This window comes from Pseudomonas sp. 14P_8.1_Bac3, from assembly GCF_025466085.1.
GTDB lineage: Bacteria > Pseudomonadota > Gammaproteobacteria > Pseudomonadales > Pseudomonadaceae > Aquipseudomonas.
In genome coordinates this window covers 56,846-79,830 of record NZ_JANLOD010000014.1, presented here as the reverse complement: position 1 = coordinate 79,830, position 22,985 = coordinate 56,846, and the positions used below count along the sequence as shown (strand labels likewise).

The window sequence follows — 22,985 nt, the reverse complement described above, 5'->3', positions numbered from 1 at the left end:
GAAGAGCCCGATGGGCTTTTCCTTGCTGTTGAAAAAGGCGTCCCTTGCGGGCGCCTTTTTTGTGTCCGCGATTTGGCTCCCGGGCGCCCAGGCTTTTTGTCCGGCGCCGCGTGGACTGACGCCAGTCGCGGTGCAGCGGGTAGTGGATGGCGACACCTTGCGCCTGAGCGACGGCCGTAGTGTGCGCATGATTGGCTTGAACACGCCCGAGCTGGGCAAGCAGGGGCGTACCGACGAGCCGTTTGCCGTCGTGGCGCGCAAACGCCTGGAAGCATTGGTGGCTGCCAGTGACGGGCGGGTCGGCGTGCTTCCGGGCGTGGAGAGCAAGGACAAATACGGTCGTACCCTGGCTCATCTGTACAGCATCGATGGCGCCAACCTCGAAGCACAAATGCTGGCCGAAGGCCTCGGCTTTCAGGTGGCGGTCGCGCCGAATGTCGATCTGGTCGCCTGTCAGCAAGCGGCGGAGCGCAGTGCGCGGCAGGCCAGGCTCGGCGTGTGGCGTCAGTCACCTGTACTGAAGGCGGAGCAGATCAACGCATCCGGTTTTGCCGTGGTCAGTGGGCGTGTGAGCAAGGTCCAGCGCAATCGTGACGGGGTTTGGATCGAATTGCAGGACTCGCTTGTCCTGCGTGTTGTGCCCAACCTGCTGGGCCATTTCGATGTGTCGGCGCTTGAGCGTCTGAAGGGTCAGCCTGTTGAGGCGCGCGGCTGGGTGGTGGATCGTTCGCGCCGCGGCGGTTTGAAGCCGGGGCAGGCACGCTGGCTTCTGCCATTGACCGATCCGGCGATGCTGCAAGCGGCGCCCTGATAAAAAATTGTAGACATTTTTTCTGTCGATTGTGAACAGTCTATCCCTTGTGTTCCGTGGCTCTTGGCCCAAAGTCGTAGGGCGGGGCGCTTGACAGGGGTGACCGGTCAGTCTTGTGGGGACTTTGCGAGGCGCGTATCCTCGCTGACCAGTCTGTCCAACAGTAAAAGCGGAATGCCCCCATGTCTGATTTGAAAACTGCCGCTCTCGAATATCATGCCAATCCTCGTCCAGGGAAGCTGAGTGTCGAGCTCACCAAGGCCACCGCTACCGCCCGCGATTTGTCGCTGGCCTACAGCCCCGGCGTAGCCGAACCAGTACGCGAAATCGCCCGCGATCCTGAACTGGCCTACAAATACACCGGTAAAGGCAACCTGGTTGCAGTCATTTCCGATGGCACCGCGATTCTGGGCCTGGGCAACCTCGGCCCGTTGGCCTCCAAGCCGGTAATGGAAGGCAAGGGCGTGCTGTTCAAGCGCTTCGCCGGTATTGACGTGTTCGACATCGAAGTCGACTCCGAAAGCCCGCAAGCCTTCATCGATACCGTCAAGCGCATCTCCATCACTTTTGGTGGCATCAACCTGGAAGACATCAAGGCCCCTGAGTGCTTTGAGATCGAGCGCGCGCTGATCGAACAGTGTGACATTCCGGTGTTCCACGATGACCAGCACGGCACCGCCATCGTGACCGCGGCCGGCATGATCAACGCTTTGGAAATCGCTGGCAAAACCCTGCCGGAAGCCAAGATCGTCTGCCTGGGCGCCGGTGCGGCCGCCATCTCCTGCATGAAATTGCTGGTGAGCATGGGCGCCAACATCGAAAACATTTTCATGGTTGACCGTACCGGCGTGATCCACTCCGGCCGCGACGACCTGAACCAGTACAAGGCTGTCTTCGCTCACGCGACCGACAAGCGCACCCTGGCGGATGCCCTGACCGGAGCTGACGTGTTCGTGGGCCTGTCTGGCCCGAACCTGCTGAGCCCTGAAGGCCTGAAGTCCATGGCGGCCAACCCGATCGTGTTCGCCTGCTCGAACCCGGATCCGGAAATCTCCCCGGAACTGGCGCACGCCACCCGTAACGACGTGATCATGGCGACCGGCCGTTCGGACTACCCGAACCAGGTCAACAACGTACTGGGCTTCCCGTTCATCTTCCGTGGTGCCCTGGACGTCCGCGCCAAGCGCATCAACGAAGAAATGAAAGTGGCCGCGGCCAACGCCCTGCGCGAACTGGCCAAGCTGCCGGTGCCTCAGGAAGTCTGCGACGCCTATGGCGGCATCAAGCTGGAATTCGGTCGTGAGTACATCATTCCGAAACCAATGGATGCCCGTCTGATCACCGTGATCTCCGATGCCGTGGCCAAGGCTGCAATCGAGACCGGTGTGGCGACCCTGCCGTATCCGAAGAACTACCCGCTGAAAAGCGTGGATGACGTGTTCAACGGCTAAGTCGTTGTAGCGCTTCAACCGAAACCCCGGCTCTTGTGAGTCGGGGTTTTTTATTGCCCGCAGGTTTTGTGTTATCCGGGCGGGCCTCTTCGCGGGCAAGCCGCTCCCACAGGGATTGCGGTGATACACATTCCGTGGGAACACCGCAGAACCCTGTGGGAGCGGGCTTGCCCGCGAAGGGGCCGGGTCATCCAGCACAAAAAACCGCAGGCAACAAAAAGCCCCGCACTTCTCTCGAAGGCGGGGCTTTTCGAATGCTGCTGTGATCAGAACAAATCGATCGGCGCTGCTTCGTCCGCCGGCAGCGGGCTGCCCGGCGCATTGCCGTTACCCAGCTCGTTCACCGACGGTGGCGTGTCTTCGGCCTTGAACAGTTCGAAATACGCGCCAGGTGTGCCAGGGGCGGCTGCCCGACCGCTGACCGGGTCAACCCGCAGGCTCAGGATGCCTTCCGGCTCCGGTTGCGTATGCGGCGGCTTGTCCTTGAGGGCGGCGGACATGTAGTTCATCCAGATCGGCAGCGCCACGGTGCCGCCGAACTCGCGCTTGCCGAGGCTTTCCGGCTGGTCGAAACCGGTCCACACGGTGGTCACGTAATCGGCGTTGTAGCCCGAGAACCAGGCATCCTTGGATTCGTTGGTGGTACCCGTCTTGCCCGCGATGTCGGGACGACCCATGGCCAGCGCGCGGCGACCGGTACCGAGCTTGATCACGTCCTCCAGCATGCTGTTGAGGATGTAGGTGGTGCGACCATCGACAATGCGTTCGGCCACGGCCGGTGCCTGCGGCGCTGGCTGGCCCGGGGCTTCGCCAGGCGTCGCGTTGACCGTGAAGGCTCCGGCGGTCGGTGCAGCAATGCCGTCCGCGACGACGTCGCCCTTGGGCACGCTTGGCGGGTTGGCGACGAACAGCGTGTCGCCGTTGCGGCTTTCGATCTTGTCGATGATGTAAGGGCTGACCTTGTAGCCGCCGTTGGCAAAAGTGCTCCAGCCGGTGGCGATCTCCATTGGCGTCAGCGTGGCGGTGCCGAGCGCCAGGGACAGATTGCGCGGCAGGTCCTGCTTGTTGAAGCCGAACTTGCTGATGTAGTCGATGGTGCGATCAACGCCCAGGGCCTGGACCAGACGGATCGATACCAGGTTGCGCGACTTGTACAGCCCTTCGCGCAGGCGGATCGGACCGAGGAAGGTGTTGGTGTCGTTCTTCGGACGCCAGACCTTGTCCAGGTATTCGTCGACGAACACGATCGGTGCATCGTTCACCAGGCTGGCGGCGGTGTAGCCATTATCCAGCGCAGCGCTGTAGACGAACGGCTTGAAACTCGAACCCGGCTGACGCTTGGCCTGCAGGGCGCGGTTGTAGTTGCTTTGCTCGAAGGCGAAGCCACCGACCAGCGAACGAATGGCGCCGTTCTGCGGATCGAGGGATACCAGTGCGCCTTGGGCCTGCGGGATCTGGCTGAACCTCAGCGAGTTGTCAGGCTGGCGCTGGACGCGAATCAGATCGCCGACCTGCGCCACATCCGACGGCTGCTTGGGGTTGGCGCCCATGCTGTTCGTATTCAGGAACGGCCGCGCCCATTTCATACTGTCCCAGCCAACGTGTTCATCGCCGGTGCGGGTCATCACCTGCAGGCCGTTTTTCTCGACTTGGGTGACGATGGCGGGTTCAAGGCTGCTGATGGTGCGCTGCTTGGTCAGCTCGGTGGCCCAGGCTTCGCGGGTCTTGCCTGGCAGGCGCGACTCGGGGCCGCGATAACCGTGACGCTGGTCGTAGGTCATCAAGCCTTCGTGAAGCGCGGTGTTGGCCATTTCCTGCAAGTTGCTCGGCACGGTGGTCGTGACGCGGAAACCTTCGGTATAGGCATCGCTGCCGTAGCGCCCGACCATTTCGGCGCGGGCCATTTCAGCGATATACGGCGCGTTCACTTCCGGAGTCGGCACGTGATAGCTGGCGTTCAGCGGTTCATTGATCGCGGTGGTGTAATCGGCTTCGCTGATTTTCCCGAGCTTGTACATCCGCCCCAGGATCCAGTCGCGACGCTCCTTGCTGCGCGCCGGGTTGGCCAACGGGTTGAAACGTGACGGGGCTTTTGGCAGACCGGCAATCATCGCCATTTGCGCCAGGCTCACGTCACGAATCGACTTGCCGTAATAAACCTGTGCCGCGGCCTCAATACCGTAAGCTCGGTTACCCAAATAGATCTTGTTGACGTATAACTCGAGGATTTCGTCCTTGGTCAGTTGACGTTCGATCTGCAGAGCGAGGAGGATCTCGGTGGTTTTGCGTGAGAAGCTGCGTTCGCTGGTCAGGAAGAAGTTCTTCGCCACCTGCATGGTGATGGTGCTGCCGCCGGACTGGATATGACCGCTTTTGACCAATTGGGTGGCCGCGCGCATCAGGCTGCTGGGGTCGACGCCGTAGTGATTGGCAAAGTTGTCGTCTTCAGCACTTAGTAACGCATTGATGAAATTGGGGGGAATGTCGGCGAAACGGATCGGAGTACGGCGCATTTCGCCAAATTCTGCGATCAACTTGTTATCGCTGCTGTAGACCCGCAACGGAATCTGCAACTGAATGCTTCTCAACGCCTCCACGGACGGCAATCCGGGACTAAGGTAAAGAAATGCGCCGCTGAGACCAAGAAGCAGTCCGCAGAATACGGCGACGATGGACCAACCGAAAAACTTCAGCAGACGAATCAAGGCTTTGGGATATCCAGGGCAAAGAATGAATGAGGCATCAGGGTTCAGATTGAAAGAAGAACGACCCGCGCTTGAGGTAAAAACCGGAAAAAAACGCTGGGCATTATAAGCATTTTTCCGTCGCGAGCGTCATGGGCGCTGCTGTCGGGACGGGTGGTTTGAACGCATTGGACATTACAGAGTCCGTAACTCACGGAAAGTCATAGGGAATTGGTAGTGCTAGGACTCTTCAATAAAAAGGCCAATACGCTGTTGGGGATTGATATCAGCTCGACGTCGGTGAAGCTCCTTGAGCTGAGTCGTCAGGGCGACCGCTACCGGGTCGAGGCCTATGCGGTAGAGCCGCTGCCTGCCAGTGCGGTGGTCGAGAAAAACATCGCCGAGCTTGAAGGCGTGGGTCAGGCACTCACACGCGTACTATTAAAGGCCCGGACCAATCTCCGGAACGTCGCCGTGGCCGTGGCCGGTTCGGCAGTGATCACCAAGACCATTGAAATGGACGCCGGACTTTCCGACGACGAGCTGGAAAACCAGCTGAAAATCGAAGCCGATCAATACATTCCTTATCCGCTGGACGAAGTCGCCATCGACTTCGAAGTCCAGGGTCCCTCTGCGCGCAACCCCGAGCGGGTGAATGTACTGCTGGCCGCCTGCCGCAAGGAGAACGTCGAAGTCCGCGAAGCGGCCCTCGCGATGGCCGGCCTGACCGCCCGTGTGGTCGACATCGAGGCCTATGCGTTGGAGCGCTCCTTCGGTTTGCTCTCCGGGCATCTGGCCACCGCTCAGGAGCACCTGACCGTGGCAGTGGTCGACATCGGCGCGACCATGACGACCCTCAGCGTGCTGCACAATGGCCGCATCATCTATACCCGCGAACAACTGTTCGGTGGCCGTCAGCTGACGGAAGAAATCCAGCGCCGCTATGGCTTGACGTTCGAACAAGCGGGCCTGGCCAAGAAACAAGGCGGTTTGCCGGACGATTACGCCAGCGAAGTCCTGCAACCGTTCCGCGACGCACTCGTGCAGCAGGTGTCGCGCTCGCTGCAGTTTTTCTTCGCCTCCGGTCAGTACAATGCGGTCGATCACATTTTGTTGGCCGGCGGCACCGCTTCGGTTCCGGGGCTGGACCGCCTTATCGAGCAACGATTGAACACGCCGACGCAGGTGGCCAATCCATTCTCGGACATGGCCTTGAGCAGTAAGGTCAACGCCGGTGCGCTGGCCGGCGACGCGCCGGCGCTGATGATCGCGTGCGGGCTGGCCCTCAGGAGTTTCGACTGATGGCGCGGATCAACCTTTTACCCTGGCGCGACGAACTGCGGGAGGAGCGCCGCAAACGCTTTTTGCTGGCGTTGGTCGGAGTGCTGGTGGGCTCCATCGGCGCGGTGCTGATTGCGGACCAGGCCATCAGTGGCGCCATCGACCGACAGATCGCCCGAAACGATTACATCGGCAAGCAGATTGCGGTAGTCGATGAGCGGATCAAACAGATCAGCGAGCTGAAAGCCCGACGCCAGCAGTTGGTCGAGCGCATGCGCATCATCCAGGACCTGCAAGGCAATCGTCCGATCAGCGGGCGGATCTTCGATCAGTTGGCGCGTACGTTGCCGGACGGGGTGTATTTCACCGAGGTGAAAATGGAAGGCAAGACTCTGTCGATCACCGGCGCGGCGGACTCCAATAATCGCGTGTCGGAGCTGATGCGTAATCTCGATGCGTCGGACTGGTTCGACGCCCCCTCGCTGACGGAAGTGAAAGCCACCACCGCCGGCCAGCTGGACCAGGCCAATGTGTTCCAGTTGACCGTTCGCCAGACTCAGCCTGCCGTTGTGGAGGGCGCTCAATGAGTCCGGCGGAGTGGTTTGAAGGCCTGCGCAAGATCGACATCAATGATCTGGACACCAACAACATGGGCTCCTGGCCGCCCGCCATCAAGGCGCTGGCGGCAGTCCTGCTGATGATTCTGGTGTTCACGCTGGGCTACAACTTTTCAATCAGCGACCTTGAAACCCAGCTTGATCTCAAGCGTGAGGAAGAGACGACGCTCAAGGAGCAATTCGCCAGCAAGGTGCACATGGCGGCGAACCTGGAGCTTTACGTCCAGCAGATGAAGGAAATGGAGAACTCCTTTGGCGTCCTGTTGCGGCAATTGCCCAGCGACACCGAGGTGCCCGGTCTGCTGGAAGACATCACCCGAACCGGCCTGGGCAGTGGCCTGGAGTTCGAGGAGATCAAACTGCTGCCGGAGGTCACCCAGCCGTTCTACATCGAACTGCCGATCCAGATCACCGTCACCGGCGCCTATCACGACCTCGCGACGTTTGTCAGTGGCGTGGCCGGGTTGCCGCGAATCGTCACCTTGCATGACTTCGACGTTAAGCCGGCCGATCCCGAAGGTGGGCAGAAATTACGCATGAGCATTCTTGCCAAGACCTACCGCTACAACGACAAGGGGCCGCAAAAATGAGCCCGATTCGTTTACTTGTGCTGGTCGGGATGTTGCTTGTCCTGGCGGGGTGTGGCGGCGGGAATGACTTCGCTGACCTGGATGCTTACATGAATGAAATGCGTCTGCGTGCGCCGGGCAAGATTGAACCAACGCCGACGTTTCGGTCCTACCCCACGTTCACCTACAACGCCGCCAACCTGCGCAGCCCGTTTTCCCGGCAGGTCAGAGTCGACCTTGCCGGCCAGAAGCGTGGCTCGCGTAACGTCAAGCCTGACCCCACCCGGGTCAAGCAGTACCTCGAAGGTTTCAACATCGAGCAGTTTGAAATGGTCGGCACGATCTCCAATGCTGCGGGCTCCTTCGCGCTGTTGCGCGGGGCGGGTGGCGTGCATCGGTTGAAAGTCGGCGATTACCTGGGACGTAACGATGGCCGGATCGTGGCCATCAGCGGCTCGCAAGTCGATGTGGTCGAAATCGTTCCCGATGGCGAAGGCGCCTGGCTGGAACGGCCGCGGACCATCCCTTTGAAAGAGCACTCATAGTGGAACTCGAACAATGAACAGGATTTTCTCAACCTTCGGAATTTCGCTATGGATAGCGTTGCTTTCCCCGATGGTACTGGCGGCCAACCTCAAAGCGCTGGACGTCGCTGCGCTGCCGGGAGACCGTGTCGAGTTGAAGTTGTCATTCGATGGCACTCCTCCTGCGCCCCACGGTTACACAACGGAGCAGCCTGCACGGATTGCGCTGGACCTGCCCGGCGTGGTCAGTCAGTTGGCGAGCAAAACCCGCGACCTTGGGGGTGGCAATGCCCGCAGCGCCACAGTCGTGGAAGCCAATGATCGTACGCGGCTGATCATCAATCTGACGCAGTTGAGCCCGTACACCGCCCGCGTCGAGGGCAACACGCTGTTCGTGGTGGTCGGGCGCGGAGGCGGCAGCGCGGCGGCCGCACCTGCCCACGCACCTGCGGCCAAGCCGTCACGTGTCGCCACAGCCACTGCGGCGCCGGCGAAAACCTATGCGCCGGTCAGCAAGGCAATCCGTGGAGTGGATTTCCAGCGCGGCACCCAGGGCGAAGGCAACGTGGTCATCGATCTGTCAGATCCGTCCATCGCCCCGGACATTCAGGAACGCGATGGCAAGATCGTCCTCGGTTTCGCCAGAACCCAATTGCCGGAACCGCTGCGGGTACGCCTGGACGTCAAGGACTTCGCCACGCCGGTGCAGTTCGTCAACGCCAGCGCCACGGGTGACCGGGCGACCATCAGCATCGAACCCAGCGGGGCCTTCGATTACTCCACCTATCAGACCGATAACAAGTTGACTGTCAGCATCCGTCCGATGACGGTCGACGATTTGCAAAAGCGCAACGCCGAGCGTTTCGCCTACACCGGCGAAAAGCTCTCGCTGAATTTCCAGGACATCGACGTGCGCTCGGTGCTGCAACTGATCGCCGACTTCACCAACCTCAACCTGGTAGCCAGCGACACGGTGCAGGGCGGCATTACCTTGCGTCTGCAAAACGTACCGTGGGATCAGGCGCTGGACCTGGTGCTGAAGACCAAAGGCCTGGACAAGCGCAAGATCGGCAACGTGCTGTTGGTGGCGCCGGCTGACGAGATCGCCGCCCGTGAGCGCCAGGAACTGGAGTCGCAGAAGCAGATCGCCGAACTGGCGCCCCTGCGTCGAGAATTGCTGCAGGTCAATTACGCCAAGGCCGCTGACATTGCCAAGCTGTTCCAGTCGGTGACCAGTGCCGAGGCGAAAGTCGACGAGCGCGGATCGATCACCGTCGATGAGCGGACCAACAACATCATTGCCTACCAGACCCAGGACCGGTTGGACGAGCTGCGCCGTATCGTCGCGCAACTGGACATCCCGGTGCGGCAGGTGATGATCGAGGCGCGGATCGTCGAAGCCAACGTCGACTACGACAAGAGCCTTGGCGTGCGCTGGGGTGGTTCGATTCAGAAAGGCAACTGGAACGGCTCCGGGGTCAATGGGTCGTCGACGACGGTGGGCACGCCCGGCAGCACCAGCACCAACTCACCGTTCGTCGACATGGGCACCGCTGGTAATACCTCAGGGCTCGGCATCGCGTTCATTACCGACAACGTGCTGCTGGATCTGGAGCTGACCGCGATGGAGAAAACCGGCAACGGCGAAATCGTCTCGCAGCCCAAGGTGGTGACCTCCGACAAGGAAACCGCGAAGATCCTCAAGGGCACCGAGATTCCGTATCAGGAAGCCAGTTCCAGCGGCGCTACGTCGGTGTCGTTCAAGGAGGCCTCGCTGTCGCTGGAAGTGACGCCGCAGATCACGCCGGACAACCGGATCATCATGGAGGTCAAGGTCACCAAGGACGAACCGGACTACCTGAACAAGGTCCAGGATGTGCCGCCGATCAAGAAAAACGAGGTCAATGCAAAGGTCCTGGTCAATGACGGCGAGACCATCGTGATCGGTGGGGTTTTCTCAAATACTCAGAGCAAGGTTGTAGATAAGGTGCCATTTCTCGGTGATGTGCCGTATCTTGGCCGCCTTTTCCGGCGTGACGTGGTTTCGGAGAAAAAATCCGAGCTGCTGGTATTTCTCACTCCGCGTATCATGAACAACCAGGCGATTGCTGTGAGTCATTGATTCTGTGCGAAATTTGATTCTTGTTGGACCGATGGGGGCTGGAAAAAGCACCATCGGCCGGTTGCTGGCCAAAGAGCTGCGCCTGCCGTTCAAAGATTCCGATAAGGAAATTGAACTGCGCACGGGCGCCAATATCCCGTGGATCTTCGATAAGGAAGGCGAGCCGGGCTTTCGCGACCGCGAGCAAGCGATGATCGCTGAGCTGTGCGGCTGTGATGGCGTGGTGCTGGCGACCGGCGGCGGGGCCGTGATGCGCGAAGCCAATCGTCGGGCGTTGCGTGCCGGTGGTCGGGTGGTTTATCTGCATGCCTCGGTCGAGCAGCAGGTCGGCCGCACCGCCCGTGACCGCAATCGACCCTTGCTGCGCACCGCGGATCCGGCCAAGACCCTTCGGGACTTGCTCGAGTTGCGTGATCCGCTGTATCGGGAAATCGCCGACCTGGTGGTGGAAACCGACGAGCGTCCGCCGCGAATGGTGGTTCTCGACATTCTTGACCGCTTGCACCAACTGCCTCCCCGTTAAAGCGCAGCGCGAAATGCGCTATCCTCGGCGTCCTGTCACAACCGTCCAGGGTTGTGGCAGATGGCTACCGACCGGCGTCCACCAACAGATGCCGTGGATATTCGATAACTCTAGGCGGGACGCCTGATTCCATCTTCACTGTGGGGACACATGCAGACACTCAAGGTCGATCTAGGCGAGCGCAGCTACCCGATTCATATTGGCGAAGGTTTGTTGGACCAGCCTGAGCTGCTGGTCCCGCATATCCGCGGCAAGCAAGTGGCGATCATCTCCAACGAAACCGTTGCGCCGCTCTACCTCGAACGTCTGACCCGCAGCCTTGCGCAGTTCTCGGTAATTTCGGTGGTACTGCCCGATGGCGAAGCCTTCAAGAACTGGGAAACCCTGCAACAGATTTTCGACGGCCTGCTGACCGCACGGCATGACCGCCGCACCACGGTCATCGCCCTCGGCGGCGGCGTGATTGGTGACATGGCCGGGTTTGCCGCCGCCTGCTACCAGCGCGGGGTCGATTTCATCCAGGTGCCGACCACGCTGTTGTCGCAAGTCGACTCCTCGGTAGGCGGCAAGACCGGGATCAATCATCCGCTGGGCAAAAACATGATCGGCGCCTTTTATCAGCCGAACGTGGTGCTGATCGATACCACCTCCCTCACTACCTTGCCGGCCCGCGAGTTGTCCGCCGGGCTGGCGGAAGTCATCAAGTACGGGCTGATCTGCGACGAGCCGTTCCTGACCTGGCTCGAAGAAAACGTCGATCGCCTGCGCGCCCTGGACCAGGTCGCCCTGACGTATGCAATCGAGCGCTCCTGCGCGGCCAAGGCGGCGGTGGTGGGTGCCGATGAAAAGGAAACCGGTGTTCGTGCGACATTGAACCTTGGACACACCTTCGGCCACGCCATCGAAACCCACATGGGCTATGGTGTGTGGTTACACGGCGAGGCGGTCGCTGCTGGCACCGTGATGGCGCTGGAGATGTCCGCGCGCCTGGGCTGGATCAGCGAACAGGAACGTGATCGCGGCATTCGCCTTTTCCAGCGTGCCGGCCTGCCGGTCATTCCGCCTGAACAGATGACGGAAACCGATTTTCTCGAACACATGGCAGTTGACAAGAAAGTGATCGACGGTCGTTTGCGCCTGGTGCTGCTGCGCCACATGGGCGAAGCGGTGGTGACCGACGATTATCCGAAAGAGGTTCTACAGGCCACGCTGGGAGCGGATTACCGCGCCCTGGCTCAGCTTAAAGGTTAATAAGATCCCGATGACTAGTTTGCACGCCGACGAGGCTTTCCTCGGCCATTTCCAGTTAAGCCATGACCCTTTTGCTCCGCGGGTGCCTGGCTTCAAATTCTTCCCGGCCCAGCGCAAACCGGTGCTGGGACAGTTGCATCACCTGGCGCGCTACAGCCAGTTGCTGCTGGTGGTCACCGGCCCGCAAGGCAGTGGCAAGACCCTGCTGCGTCAGGCCTTGGTGGCCAGCACCAACAAACAGTCGGTGCAGAGCGTGGTGGTGTCCGCCCGTGGTGCCGGCGATGCGGCTGGCGTTTTGCGTCAGGTCGCCCAGGCACTGAATGTCGCCCAGGCAGAAATCGGCCCAATCCTCTCGCAAGTGGTCCAGCTTGCGCTCACGGGGCAGGAAGTCTATTTGCTGGTGGATGACGCCGAGCAGCTCGATGAATCCGCGCTGGAAGCCTTGATGGAATTGGCCGCGGGTGCGCCGGAAGGGCGACCGCACGTGTTCCTCTTCGGCGAGTCCTCGCTGATCGCCCAGCTTGAGGCGTTGAACCTCGACGAAGAGCGTTTCCACGTCATCGAGCTGCAGCCCTATACCGAAGAAGAGACCCGCGAATACCTTGAGCAACGGCTCGAAGGCGCGGGTCGCGGTATCGAACTTTTCACCGCAGATCAAATCTCTGATATTCACGAAAGCTCCGACGGCTGGCCTGGCAACATCAACCAGGTTGCCCGCGATGCAATGATCGAAGCCATGATTGCCAGCCGCTCAGCGGTCAAGCGTCCAAGTATGGGGTTCAACATGCCGAAGAAACACGTATTGGCGATTTCCGCCGTCGTCGTGGTCGCGGTAGCCGCCGCCTGGTTGATGCCGGGTCGCAGCAAAGCACCGACCACCGGCACACCTGCCAACGAACAACAGGCGCAACTGCCGCTCGGCCAGGGCACGCCAAAACCTAACAGCGGCGGCGCGCCTGCCGTGGAATTCGCCGGCAACTCGCAACCGATGCCGTTGCCGCTGGTCGGCAACTCGCAGCCGGTCATGCGCGGCCCGCTCGCTGAAGCAGCCGGTGGCATCACTGAAGGCGACGACGGCGTGCCGGTCGAAGGTTCCAGCGCCACGCCACCGACCGTGACCACCACGGCGCCACCTGCGGGCGTTCCGGCGGGTGCGCCGGCGGCCAAGCCGACGCCTGCACCGACCCAGGTCGCGACGGCCAAGCCTGTCCCGACTGCACCGGCCATCAAGCCAGCTCCAGCACAGGCGCCAGCCAAGCCGGCCGCCGTCGCGACCGCCAAACCGGTTGAGAAGCCGGTCGCTGGCGCCAAGGCTGCCGCCGGCGGCACCTGGTACGCCGGGCAACCGACCAGCAACTATGTGGTGCAGATCCTCGGCACCAGCTCCGAAGCGACCGCGCAAAACTTCGTCAAGGAGCAGGGCGGCGAGTACCGTTATTTCAAGAAAGTCCTCAACGGCAAGCCGCTTTACGTCATCACCTACGGTAACTTCGCCAACCGCGACGCAGCCGTTACCGCCATCAAGGCCTTGCCAGCGAAGGTTCAGGCTGGTAAACCTTGGCCTCGCACTGTCGCCAGCGTCCAACAGGAACTGGCAACAACTCGCTGAAGATTCGGCGGCCTTACCCAGGCCGCCTCTCCCGGCACCTCAAAATTTCTACAAGCGCATGCCGCCTCTTCAGGCCGCGTGCCTTGTGGTGTCTGCGTCACAGTAGTCTTTGAGTCGTTGCGGTCAGAATTAAAAAAGTTTTGACTAGCACAGCATATCGCTTTAAACCTTTCACAAATGCGACATAGATTTGCGACAGTTCGTCGTCAAATTTGTGAGCCTCTGTGTCGGTGTGTACAATGACCTCCCTTTTGCCCCCGCAAAGCTGGCGTACGTTCGGCGCGGATGGTAAGTGGTTGAATTGAAAAGAAATTTGCTTCTAAAAGAAGCAGCCTGGTGAGAAAGTGTCTATGAAAGCAGGTCTGTACCAACCAGATGAATTCAAGGATAACTGCGGTTTCGGCCTGATAGCCCATATGCAGGGCGAGCCCAGTCATACCCTTTTGCAAACGGCCATCGAGGCCCTGACCTGCATGACCCACCGCGGTGGGATCAACGCCGACGGCAAGACCGGTGACGGTTGCGGTCTGCTGATTCAAAAGCCGGACGTGTTCCTGCGTGCGATCGCCCAGGAAACCTTCGGCGTCGAACTGCCCAGGCAATATGCCGTGGGCATGGTCTTCTTCAACCAGGACCCGGTGAAAGCCGAAGCCGCTCGCGAGAACATGAACCGCGAGATCCTGGCCGAAGGCCTGACCCTGGTCGGCTGGCGCAAAGTGCCGATCGACACCAGCGTTCTCGGCCGCCTGGCCCTCGAGCGCCTGCCGCAGATCGAGCAGGTCTACATCGGCGGTGAAGGCCTGAGCGATCAGGACATGGCGATCAAGCTGTTCAGCGCCCGTCGTCGCTCGTCCGTGGCCAATGCCGCCGACGTCGATCACTACATCTGCAGCTTTTCCCACAAGACCATCATTTATAAAGGCCTGATGATGCCGGCGGATCTGACCGCCTTCTATCCAGACCTCAGCGACCAGCGCCTGCAAACCTCGATTTGCGTGTTCCACCAGCGCTTCTCCACCAATACCCTGCCGAAATGGCCGCTGGCCCAGCCATTCCGCTTCCTCGCCCACAACGGCGAAATCAACACCATCACCGGCAACCGCAACTGGGCCCAGGCCCGTCGCACCAAGTTCACCAACGATCTGATGGATCTGGAAGAACTCGGCCCGCTGGTCAACCGTGTCGGTTCTGACTCCTCCAGCATGGACAACATGCTCGAGCTGATGGTCACCGGTGGCATCGACCTGTTCCGTGGCGTGCGGATGATCATTCCGCCTGCGTGGCAGAACGTCGAAACCATGGACCCAGATCTGCGCGCGTTCTACGAATACAACTCGATGCACATGGAGCCGTGGGACGGTCCGGCCGGCGTGGTCATGACCGACGGTCGCTACGCGGTCTGCCTGCTCGACCGTAACGGTCTGCGGCCGGCGCGTTGGGTCACCACCAAGAACGGTTTCATCACCCTGGCTTCGGAAATCGGTGTCTGGAACTACCAGCCTGAAGACGTGATCGCCAAGGGCCGTGTCGGCCCGGGCCAGATCTTTGCCGTGGACACCGAAACCGGGCAGATCCTCGACACCGATGCGATCGACAACCGCTTGAAGTCTCGTCATCCCTACAAGCAATGGCTGCGCAAGAATGCACTGCGCATCCAGGCGACCATGGAAGACAACGACCACGGTTCGGCTTTCTACGATGTCGACCAGCTCAAGCAGTACATGAAGATGTATCAGGTTACGTTCGAAGAACGTGACCAGGTGCTGCGCCCGCTCGGCGAACAGGGCTACGAAGCCGTTGGTTCGATGGGCGACGATACGCCAATGGCCGTGTTGTCCCAGCGCGTGCGCACGCCGTACGACTACTTCCGCCAGCAGTTCGCGCAGGTCACCAACCCGCCGATCGACCCGCTGCGGGAAGCCATCGTCATGTCGCTGGAGATCTGCCTCGGTGCCGAGCGCAACATTTTCCAGGAGTCGCCGGAACATGCCTCGCGCGTGATCCTCAGCTCGCCGGTCATTTCCCCGGCCAAGTGGCGCTCGCTGATGAACCTCGACCGTCCGGGTTTCGAACGCCAGGTCATCGACCTCAACTATGACGAAAGCGTCGGTCTCGAAGCTGCCGTGCGTAACGTCGCCGATCAGGCTGAAGAAGCCGTTCGCTCCGGGCGCACCCAGATCGTCCTGAGCGACCGTCACATTGCGCCAGGCAAGTTGCCGATCCACGCCTCCCTGGCCACCGGCGCGGTGCACCATCGCCTGACCGAAAAAGGCCTGCGTTGCGATTCCAACATCCTGGTGGAAACCGCCACCGCTCGCGACCCGCACCACTTTGCGGTGCTGATCGGTTTCGGCGCCTCGGCGGTCTATCCGTTCCTGGCCTACGAAGTGCTGGGCGACCTGATTCGTACCGGTGAAGTGCTGGGCGACCTCTATGAGGTGTTCAAGAACTACCGCAAAGGCATCACCAAAGGCCTGCTGAAGATCCTGTCGAAGATGGGCATCTCGACCATCGCGTCGTACCGTGGCGCGCAGCTGTTCGAGGCCATCGGCCTGTCCGAAGAAGTCTGCGAGCTGAGCTTCCGTGGCGTGCCGAGCCGCATCAAGGGCGCGCGTTTCGTCGACATCGAGAACGAGCAGAAAGCCCTCGCCGCCGAAGCCTGGAGCCCGCGCAAGCCGATCCAGCAGGGCGGCCTGCTGAAGTTCGTCCACGGTGGCGAATATCACGCGTACAACCCGGACGTGGTCAACACCCTGCAAGCCGCGGTGCAGCAGGGCGACTACAGCAAGTTCAAGGAATACACGGCGCTGGTGGACAATCGTCCGGTGTCGATGATCCGCGACCTGTTCAAGGTCAAGACGCTCGACACGCCGCTGGACATCAGCGAGATCGAACCACTGGAATCGGTGCTCAAGCGATTCGATTCCGCGGGCATCTCCCTCGGCGCGCTGTCGCCGGAAGCTCACGAAGCCCTGGCCGAAGCCATGAACCGCCTTGGCGCGCGTTCCAACTCCGGCGAAGGCGGCGAAGACCCGGCGCGTTACGGCACGATCAAGAGCTCGAAAATCAAGCAGGTCGCGACCGGCCGTTTCGGTGTCACGCCGGAATACCTGGTCAACGCTGAAGTGCTGCAGATCAAGGTCGCCCAGGGCGCCAAGCCCGGCGAAGGCGGTCAGCTGCCGGGCGGCAAGGTCAACGGCCTGATCGCCAAGCTGCGCTATGCGGTGCCAGGCGTGACCCTGATTTCGCCACCGCCGCATCACGACATCTATTCCATCGAAGACTTGTCGCAGCTGATTTTCGACCTGAAGCAAGTCAACCCGAAGGCCCTGGTGTCGGTGAAACTGGTGGCAGAGGCCGGCGTCGGCACCATCGCGGCCGGTGTGGCCAAGGCCTATGCGGACCTGATCACCATCTCCGGCTACGACGGCGGCACCGGCGCATCGCCGCTGACCTCGATCAAATACGCCGGCGCACCGTGGGAACTCGGCCTGGCCGAAACCCACCAGACCCTGCGCGGCAACGACCTGCGCGGCAAGGTCCGGGTGCAGACCGACGGCGGCCTGAAAACCGGCCTCGACGTGATCAAGGCGGCGATCCTCGGTGCTGAAAGCTTCGGCTTCGGCACGGCGCCCATGATCGCGCTGGGCTGCAAATACCTGCGTATCTGTCACCTGAACAACTGCGCCACCGGCGTTGCGACCCAGAACGAGAAGCTGCGCAAGGATCACTACATCGGCACCGTCGACATGGTGGTGAACTTCTTCACTTATGTCGCCGAAGAAACCCGTGAGTGGCTGGCCAAGCTCGGCGTGCGCTCCCTCGAAGAGCTGATCGGCCGTACCGATCTGCTGGAAGTCCTCGAAGGCCAGACCGCCAAGCAGAACCACCTGGACCTGACCCCGTTGCTCGGCAGCGATCACATCTCGGCGGACAAACCACAGTTCTGCCAGGTCGACCGCAACCCGCCGTTCGACAAAGGCTTGCTGGCCGAGAAAATGATCGACATGGCCACGTCGGCCATCAACGACATGAGCGGCGCTGACTTTGCCCTGGATATCTGCAACTGCGACCGTTCGATCGGCGCACGGATTTCCGGCGAAATCGCGCGCAAGCACGGCAACCAGGGCATGGCCAACGCGCCGATCACCTTCCGTTTCAAAGGCACGGCCGGTCAGAGCTTCGGCGTATGGAACGCCGGTGGCCTGAACATGTACCTGGAAGGCGACGCCAACGACTACGTTGGCAAAGGCATGACCGGCGGCAAACTGGTCATCGTTCCGCCGAAGGGCAGCGTCTACAAGACTCAGGACAGTGCCATCATCGGCAACACCTGCCTGTACGGCGCCACCGGTGGCAAGCTGTTCGCTGCGGGTACGGCGGGCGAGCGTTTCGCGGTGCGTAACTCCGGTGCCCACACCGTGGTGGAAGGCACCGGCGATCACTGCTGCGAATACATGACCGGTGGTTTCGTCTGCGTGCTGGGCAAGACCGGTTACAACTTCGGCTCAGGCATGACCGGCGGTTTCGCCTACGTGCTCGACCAGGACAACACCTTCGTTGACCGGGTCAACCACGAACTGGTGGAAATCCAGCGGATCAGCGGCGAGGCGATGGAAGCCTACCGCAGCCACTTGCAGCGCGTGCTGGACGAATACGTCGCGGAAACCGACAGCGAATGGGGTCGTAACCTCGCTGAAAACCTCGATGACTATCTGCGCCGTTTCTGGCTGGTCAAGCCCAAGGCTGCCAACCTGAAATCGTTGCTTTCCAGCACCCGTGCCAACCCGCAGTGATATGCGCCTGAAGAGTTTGATGAGGTTTTAACAATGGCTGAACGTCTGAATAACGACTTCCAGTTCATCGACGTCGGGCGCAAAGATCCGAAGAAGAAACTGTTGCGTCAACGCAAGAAAGAGTTCGTGGAGATCTACGAGCCCTTCAAACCCCAGCATTCGGCCGATCAGGCCCACCGCTGCCTGGGTTGCGGTAACCCGTATTGCGAATGGAAGTGCCCGGTGCACAACTTCATTCCGAACTGGCTGAAACTGGTGGCCGAGGGCAACATCCTCCAGGCGGCCGAGCTGTCGCACCAGACCAACACCCTGCCGGAAGTCTGCGGTCGGGTGTGCCCGCAGGATCGTCTGTGCGAGGGCGCGTGCACCCTCAACGACGGCTTCGGCGCGGTGACCATCGGTTCGGTCGAGAAGTACATCACCGACACCGCGTTCGCCATGGGCTGGCGCCCGGACATGTCCAAGGTCAAGCCGACCGGCAAGCGCGTTGCCATTATTGGCGCGGGCCCGGCCGGGCTGGGCTGTGCCGACGTGCTGGTGCGCGGCGGCGTGACGCCGGTGGTGTTCGACAAGAACCCGGAAATCGGCGGCCTGCTGACCTTTGGCATCCCCGAGTTCAAGCTGGAAAAGACTGTGCTGAGCAATCGCCGCGAAGTCTTCACCGGCATGGGCATCCAGTTCCGCCTCAACACCGAGGTCGGCAAGGACGTGACCGTCGAGCAACTGCTCGAAGAATACGATGCCGTGTTCATGGGCATGGGCACCTACACCTACATGAAGGGCGGCTTTGCCGGTGAGGACTTGCCGGGCGTGCACGACGCCCTCGATTTCCTGATCGCCAACGTCAACCGCAACCTGGGCTTCGAAAAGTCGCCGGAAGATTTCGTCGACATGAAAGGCAAGCGGGTGGTGGTGCTGGGCGGCGGCGACACGGCGATGGACTGCAACCGTACCTCGATTCGCCAGGGCGCCAAGTCGGTGACCTGTGCCTATCGTCGCGACGAAGCGAACATGCCGGGCTCGCGCAAGGAAGTGAAGAACGCCAAGGAAGAGGGCGTGAAGTTCCTCTACAACCGTCAACCGATCGCCATCGTTGGTGAAGACAAGGTCGAAGGCGTGAAGGTGGTCGAGACCCGTCTCGGCGAACCGGACGCCCGTGGCCGTCGCAGCCCTGAGCCGATCCCGGGCTCCGAAGAAATCATCCCGGCCGATGCCGTGGTCATTGCTTTCGGTTTCCGTCCAAGCCCGGCGCCATGGTTCGAGCAGTTCAGCATCCAGACCGACAGCCAGGGCCGCGTCGTGGCGCCGGAACAAGGTCAGTTCAAGCACCAGACCAGCAACCCGAAAATTTTCGCCGGTGGCGACATGGTTCGCGGCTCTGACCTGGTGGTGACGGCGATCTTCGAAGGCCGCAATGCGGCTGAAGGGATTTTGGATTACCTGGGCGTCTGATCACTTCCCCGAGCTGGAATGCGATCAAAGTGTGGGAGCGGGCTTGCTCGCGAAGGCGGTGGATCAGTCAATATTTACGTTGCCTGCCACGCCGCTTTCGCGAGCAAGCCCGCTCCCACACTGGTTTTGTGGTGTTACTAATCTGTATTTCCCCGCGACAAATTGACCCGATAGACAAAAGGTGCGGCGCTTGCCGTGCCTTTTGCGTCGCGCTCTGAGAAAATGCCCGCACTTTTTTTCCGGATGCCGACATGACTGCCCTGAAGAACGACCGTTTCCTTCGCGCCCTGCTCAAGCAACCCGTAGACGTCACGCCTGTCTGGATGATGCGTCAGGCCGGTCGCTACCTGCCGGAATACCGCGCCAGCCGTGCCAAGGCCGGCGACTTCATGAGCCTGTGCATGAACCCGGCGTTCGCTTGCGAAGTCACGATGCAGCCGCTCGATCGCTATCCGCAACTGGACGCGGCGATCCTGTTCTCCGACATCCTTACCATTCCGGACGCCATGGGCCAGGGCCTGTACTTCGAAACCGGTGAAGGCCCGCGCTTCAGGAAAGTCGTCAGCACCCTGGCCGACATCGAAGCCCTGCCGATTCCCGATCCGCACAAAGACCTCGGCTACGTCATGGACGCGGTCAGCACCATCCGCCGCGAACTGAATGGCCGCGTGCCGCTGATCGGTTTCTCCGGCAGCCCCTGGACCCTCGCCACTTACATGGTCGAAGGCGGTTCGTCGAAAGACTTCCGCAAGACCAAGGCCATGCTCTACGACAATCCGCAAGCCATGCACTTGCTGCTGGATAAACTCGCGCAGTCGGTCACCTCATACCTCAACGGCCAGATCATGGCCGGCGCGCAAGCGGTGCAGATTTTCGACACCTGGGGCGGCAACCTGTCGGCGGCGGCTTACCAGGAGTTTTCCCTGGCGTACATGCGCAAGATCGTCAGCGGCCTGATCCGCGAGCACGAAGGTCGCAAGGTGCCGGTGATCCTGTTCACCAAGAATGGCGGCCTGTGGCTGGAAAGCATCGCCGACGCCGGTGCGGATGCGTTGGGCCTGGACTGGACCTGCGACATCGGCAATGCCCGTGAGCGTGTCGGCAGCAAAGTCGCGTTGCAGGGCAACATGGACCCGACGGTGCTCTACGCCAAACCGGAGGCCATCCGGGCTGAAGTGGGTCGCATCCTGGCCAGCTATGGCAAGGGCAGCGGTCACGTGTTCAACCTCGGTCATGGCATCACCCCGGAAGTCGATCCGGAACATGCGGGTGCCTTCCTGCGTGCGGTGCATGAGTTGTCGGCGCAGTATCACGAGTAATATTTCCCAGCTCTAAACAGCCTGTCCTGGTTAACGCCGGACAGGCTTTTTTTGTGCCGGCGAAGTCCTCCTGTAGGCGCGAGCATGCTCCGGGCGGCGTTCCGACGATGGTCGTCAACGATAACGCGTCCTACCGGAATGGACACTGCGCCCTTGGAACCATCGCCAGCAAGCTGGCTCCTACAGGTTTTGCGTCATCCACACCGAATTTGCTCCGTAGAGCGTGCGTTTAACTAAGTTTATGCCTGTAAGAATGCTCCCTTTCTTTGTCAGATAAGTGCACAGAGAGATATATCCCCATGCAAGCGGAGACTTGTCCTACATAGAACTTGCTTTCATCTCGGTAAGGTTCCCGACCTTCGTTCGATGGTGCATCGAACGAAATCATGAACAGCGGCGCCGTTAAGGCGCGTTGATTTTCGATAAGTAGTCTGGAACTTAATAATGAAAAAAACATTTTATAAGGGAGGCGCGTTTACCGCGTGCACCTCCTCAATGATCCTGTTATCGGCAATGCTGGCCTCTCAAACCGCTTCCGCCCATGGTTATCTTGAGGTGCCTCCCTCGCGCGCCCTGCTGTGCCAGAAAGGGCTGAACACCAACTGTGGTGGTGCGCAATACGAACCACAAAGCGTCGGCGAAACCTTCAAGGGTTTTCCGGCCGGTGTCGGCGGTGCGCCTAACCAGGGACCGGTTGACGGCAAGATTCCGAGCGGCGGCCACTCGCTGTTTTCCGCGCTGGATGCGCAGTCCGCCACCCGTTGGCATCTGACGGAAATCACCAATCGCAACATCGATTTCCAGTGGCATTACACCGCCGTGCACCCGGCCACCAAGCATGAATATTTCATCACGCGCAACGGCTGGAACCCGAACGAGTCGCTTAAACGCGCGACCTTCGAGAGCACGCCGTTCTGCACCATCGATGGCGGCAATCAGAAGCCTGAGTCGGGTGTCAAGCACAACTGCAACATCCCGGCCGACAAATCCGGCCAGCACGTGATCCTGGCGATCTGGACCGTTGGCGATACCGACGCAGCGTTTTACAACGCGACCGACGTGAACATCATCGCCGAAGCCGAGCTGCCGGGCGGCTGGTCTTCCGTGGGCGGCATCGCACCGTCGACGACCTTGCTGGTCGGTGACAAGGTGAAGGCCCGGGCGTTTTCGGCCAACGGCGAGAGCCCTCAATACAGTGTCGAAATCTCCATCGATAGCGCCGAAGAAGGCATGCCAAACAACTGGGCGTTCAAGCTGGCGGAAAAAATCAACCAGGCTCACACGCTGATCCGCGCCGGCATTCGTGATGAAAACGGCAACATCGAACCGGTGCGTGGCAACAACACCCTGTTCGCGCAGAAAGACAGCGGTGTGACCCGTTACGAAGTCCAGCTGGACATGAAAGAAGACGCCGCCGCGCGCATGTCGGTCGCCAACCAACAGGCCGAATACGTCCTGGAAAAAGGCCTGGCCAAGGTCGACTTCGGGATGATCTCCAACCGCAAAATGAACGTCGAAGCGACCCTGTTCGACGAGCACAACAAGCCGGTCGGTTCCACCTCGGCGCAAGTCGATAGCGGTGCCACCACCCTGGTCGTGGACGTGCGCAGCAACCCCGGCAAACACACCCTGACCCTGGTCGGCACCACCCTGGATGGCCGCACCACGCGCCAGGACACCCAGGTCACCACCCTGACCGGTGAAGGCGCAGGCGTCGAACACGACTTCGTGTTCCCCGAAGGCCTGAGCGACTACACCGCCGGCACCAAAGTGCTGCAGCCGAAGACCAATGAAGTCTTCGAGTGCAAGCCGTTCCCCGAGTCCGGTTACTGCAAGCAGTACGCCCCGACTGCCAATGGCTTCGAGCCGGGCGTCGGTGCGCATTGGCACATGGCCTGGGACAAGCGCTAAGTCCTCTCTGTAACCCTTCGGGCGATCCGCCAAGCGGTCGCCCGAAGCCTTATCCTCTTGTTGAA

15 protein-coding genes are annotated in these 22,985 nt (G+C 60.8%); 14 read left to right on the top strand and 1 reads right to left on the bottom strand.

The features are described 5' to 3' along the window. The first annotated feature begins 10 nt into the window (after positions 1-10). Together NTD84_RS04965 and NTD84_RS04960 are read left to right on the top strand one after the other, a co-directional pair. Entirely contained in the window at positions 11-811 is an 801-nt protein-coding gene (locus NTD84_RS04965) for a thermonuclease family protein (RefSeq protein ID WP_262163893.1), read from the top strand. Positions 812-993: 182 nt separating this feature from the next. Beyond that, complete coding sequence (locus NTD84_RS04960; protein WP_262163892.1) at positions 994-2,262, top strand: malic enzyme-like NAD(P)-binding protein; 1,269 nt, start codon at positions 994-996, stop codon at positions 2,260-2,262. A 266-nt stretch (positions 2,263-2,528) separates the two neighbouring features. Here NTD84_RS04960 and NTD84_RS04955 read toward each other — a convergent pair whose 3' ends face one another. Next, positions 2,529-4,964, bottom strand: coding sequence for a penicillin-binding protein 1A (locus NTD84_RS04955; protein WP_410017328.1), 2,436 nt, complete (start codon positions 4,962-4,964; stop codon positions 2,529-2,531). A 219-nt stretch (positions 4,965-5,183) separates the two neighbouring features. On the opposite strand from NTD84_RS04955, the gene NTD84_RS04950 reads away from it, so the two are divergent. From NTD84_RS04950 to gbpA, 12 genes are all read left to right on the top strand, one after another. Next, entirely contained in the window at positions 5,184-6,248 is a 1,065-nt protein-coding gene (locus NTD84_RS04950) for a pilus assembly protein PilM (RefSeq protein WP_262163890.1), read from the top strand. Next, positions 6,248-6,814: a PilN domain-containing protein gene (locus NTD84_RS04945; RefSeq protein WP_262163889.1), complete on the top strand. Its 567-nt coding sequence runs from the start codon at positions 6,248-6,250 to the stop codon at positions 6,812-6,814. The genes NTD84_RS04950 and NTD84_RS04945 overlap by 1 nt, the downstream gene beginning before the upstream one ends. Continuing rightward, the gene (gene pilO, locus NTD84_RS04940; RefSeq protein ID WP_262163888.1) at positions 6,811-7,434 is read left to right on the top strand and encodes a type 4a pilus biogenesis protein PilO; all 624 of its coding nucleotides are present in this window, start codon (positions 6,811-6,813) and stop codon (positions 7,432-7,434) included. Before NTD84_RS04945 ends, pilO begins: the two co-directional genes overlap by 4 nt. Beyond that, complete coding sequence (locus NTD84_RS04935; protein ID WP_262163887.1) at positions 7,431-7,958, top strand: pilus assembly protein PilP; 528 nt, start codon at positions 7,431-7,433, stop codon at positions 7,956-7,958. The genes pilO and NTD84_RS04935 overlap by 4 nt, the downstream gene beginning before the upstream one ends. A gap of 13 nt (positions 7,959-7,971) precedes the next feature. Beyond that, a complete protein-coding gene (pilQ, locus tag NTD84_RS04930) occupies positions 7,972-10,059 on the top strand; it encodes a type IV pilus secretin PilQ (RefSeq protein WP_262163886.1) in 2,088 nt (695 codons plus the stop codon). A gap of 4 nt (positions 10,060-10,063) precedes the next feature. Continuing rightward, on the top strand, positions 10,064-10,582 hold the full coding sequence (gene aroK, locus NTD84_RS04925) for a shikimate kinase AroK (protein ID WP_262163885.1): 519 nt from the start codon (positions 10,064-10,066) through the stop codon (positions 10,580-10,582). A gap of 150 nt (positions 10,583-10,732) precedes the next feature. Beyond that, the gene (gene aroB, locus NTD84_RS04920) at positions 10,733-11,833 is read left to right on the top strand and encodes a 3-dehydroquinate synthase (protein WP_262163884.1); all 1,101 of its coding nucleotides are present in this window, start codon (positions 10,733-10,735) and stop codon (positions 11,831-11,833) included. Positions 11,834-11,843: 10 nt separating this feature from the next. Continuing rightward, positions 11,844-13,442, top strand: a complete 1,599-nt coding sequence (locus NTD84_RS04915; RefSeq protein ID WP_262163883.1) for an AAA family ATPase — start codon at positions 11,844-11,846, stop codon at positions 13,440-13,442. A 350-nt stretch (positions 13,443-13,792) separates the two neighbouring features. Continuing rightward, positions 13,793-18,238 (top strand): glutamate synthase large subunit, encoded by a 4,446-nt coding sequence (gene gltB / locus NTD84_RS04910; RefSeq protein ID WP_262163882.1) that lies wholly within the window; start codon positions 13,793-13,795, stop codon positions 18,236-18,238. Between the two features lie 33 nt (positions 18,239-18,271). Next, positions 18,272-19,690 carry an FAD-dependent oxidoreductase gene (locus tag NTD84_RS04905; protein WP_262163881.1) on the top strand — a complete coding sequence of 473 codons (1,419 nt, stop codon included), beginning with the start codon at positions 18,272-18,274 and terminating at the stop codon, positions 19,688-19,690. Between the two features lie 251 nt (positions 19,691-19,941). After that, positions 19,942-21,009 carry a uroporphyrinogen decarboxylase gene (hemE, locus tag NTD84_RS04900; RefSeq protein ID WP_046816966.1) on the top strand — a complete coding sequence of 356 codons (1,068 nt, stop codon included), beginning with the start codon at positions 19,942-19,944 and terminating at the stop codon, positions 21,007-21,009. Between the two features lie 444 nt (positions 21,010-21,453). Next, entirely contained in the window at positions 21,454-22,920 is a 1,467-nt protein-coding gene (gene gbpA / locus NTD84_RS04895; protein WP_262163880.1) for an N-acetylglucosamine-binding protein GbpA, read from the top strand. Positions 22,921-22,985 lie beyond the last annotated feature (65 nt).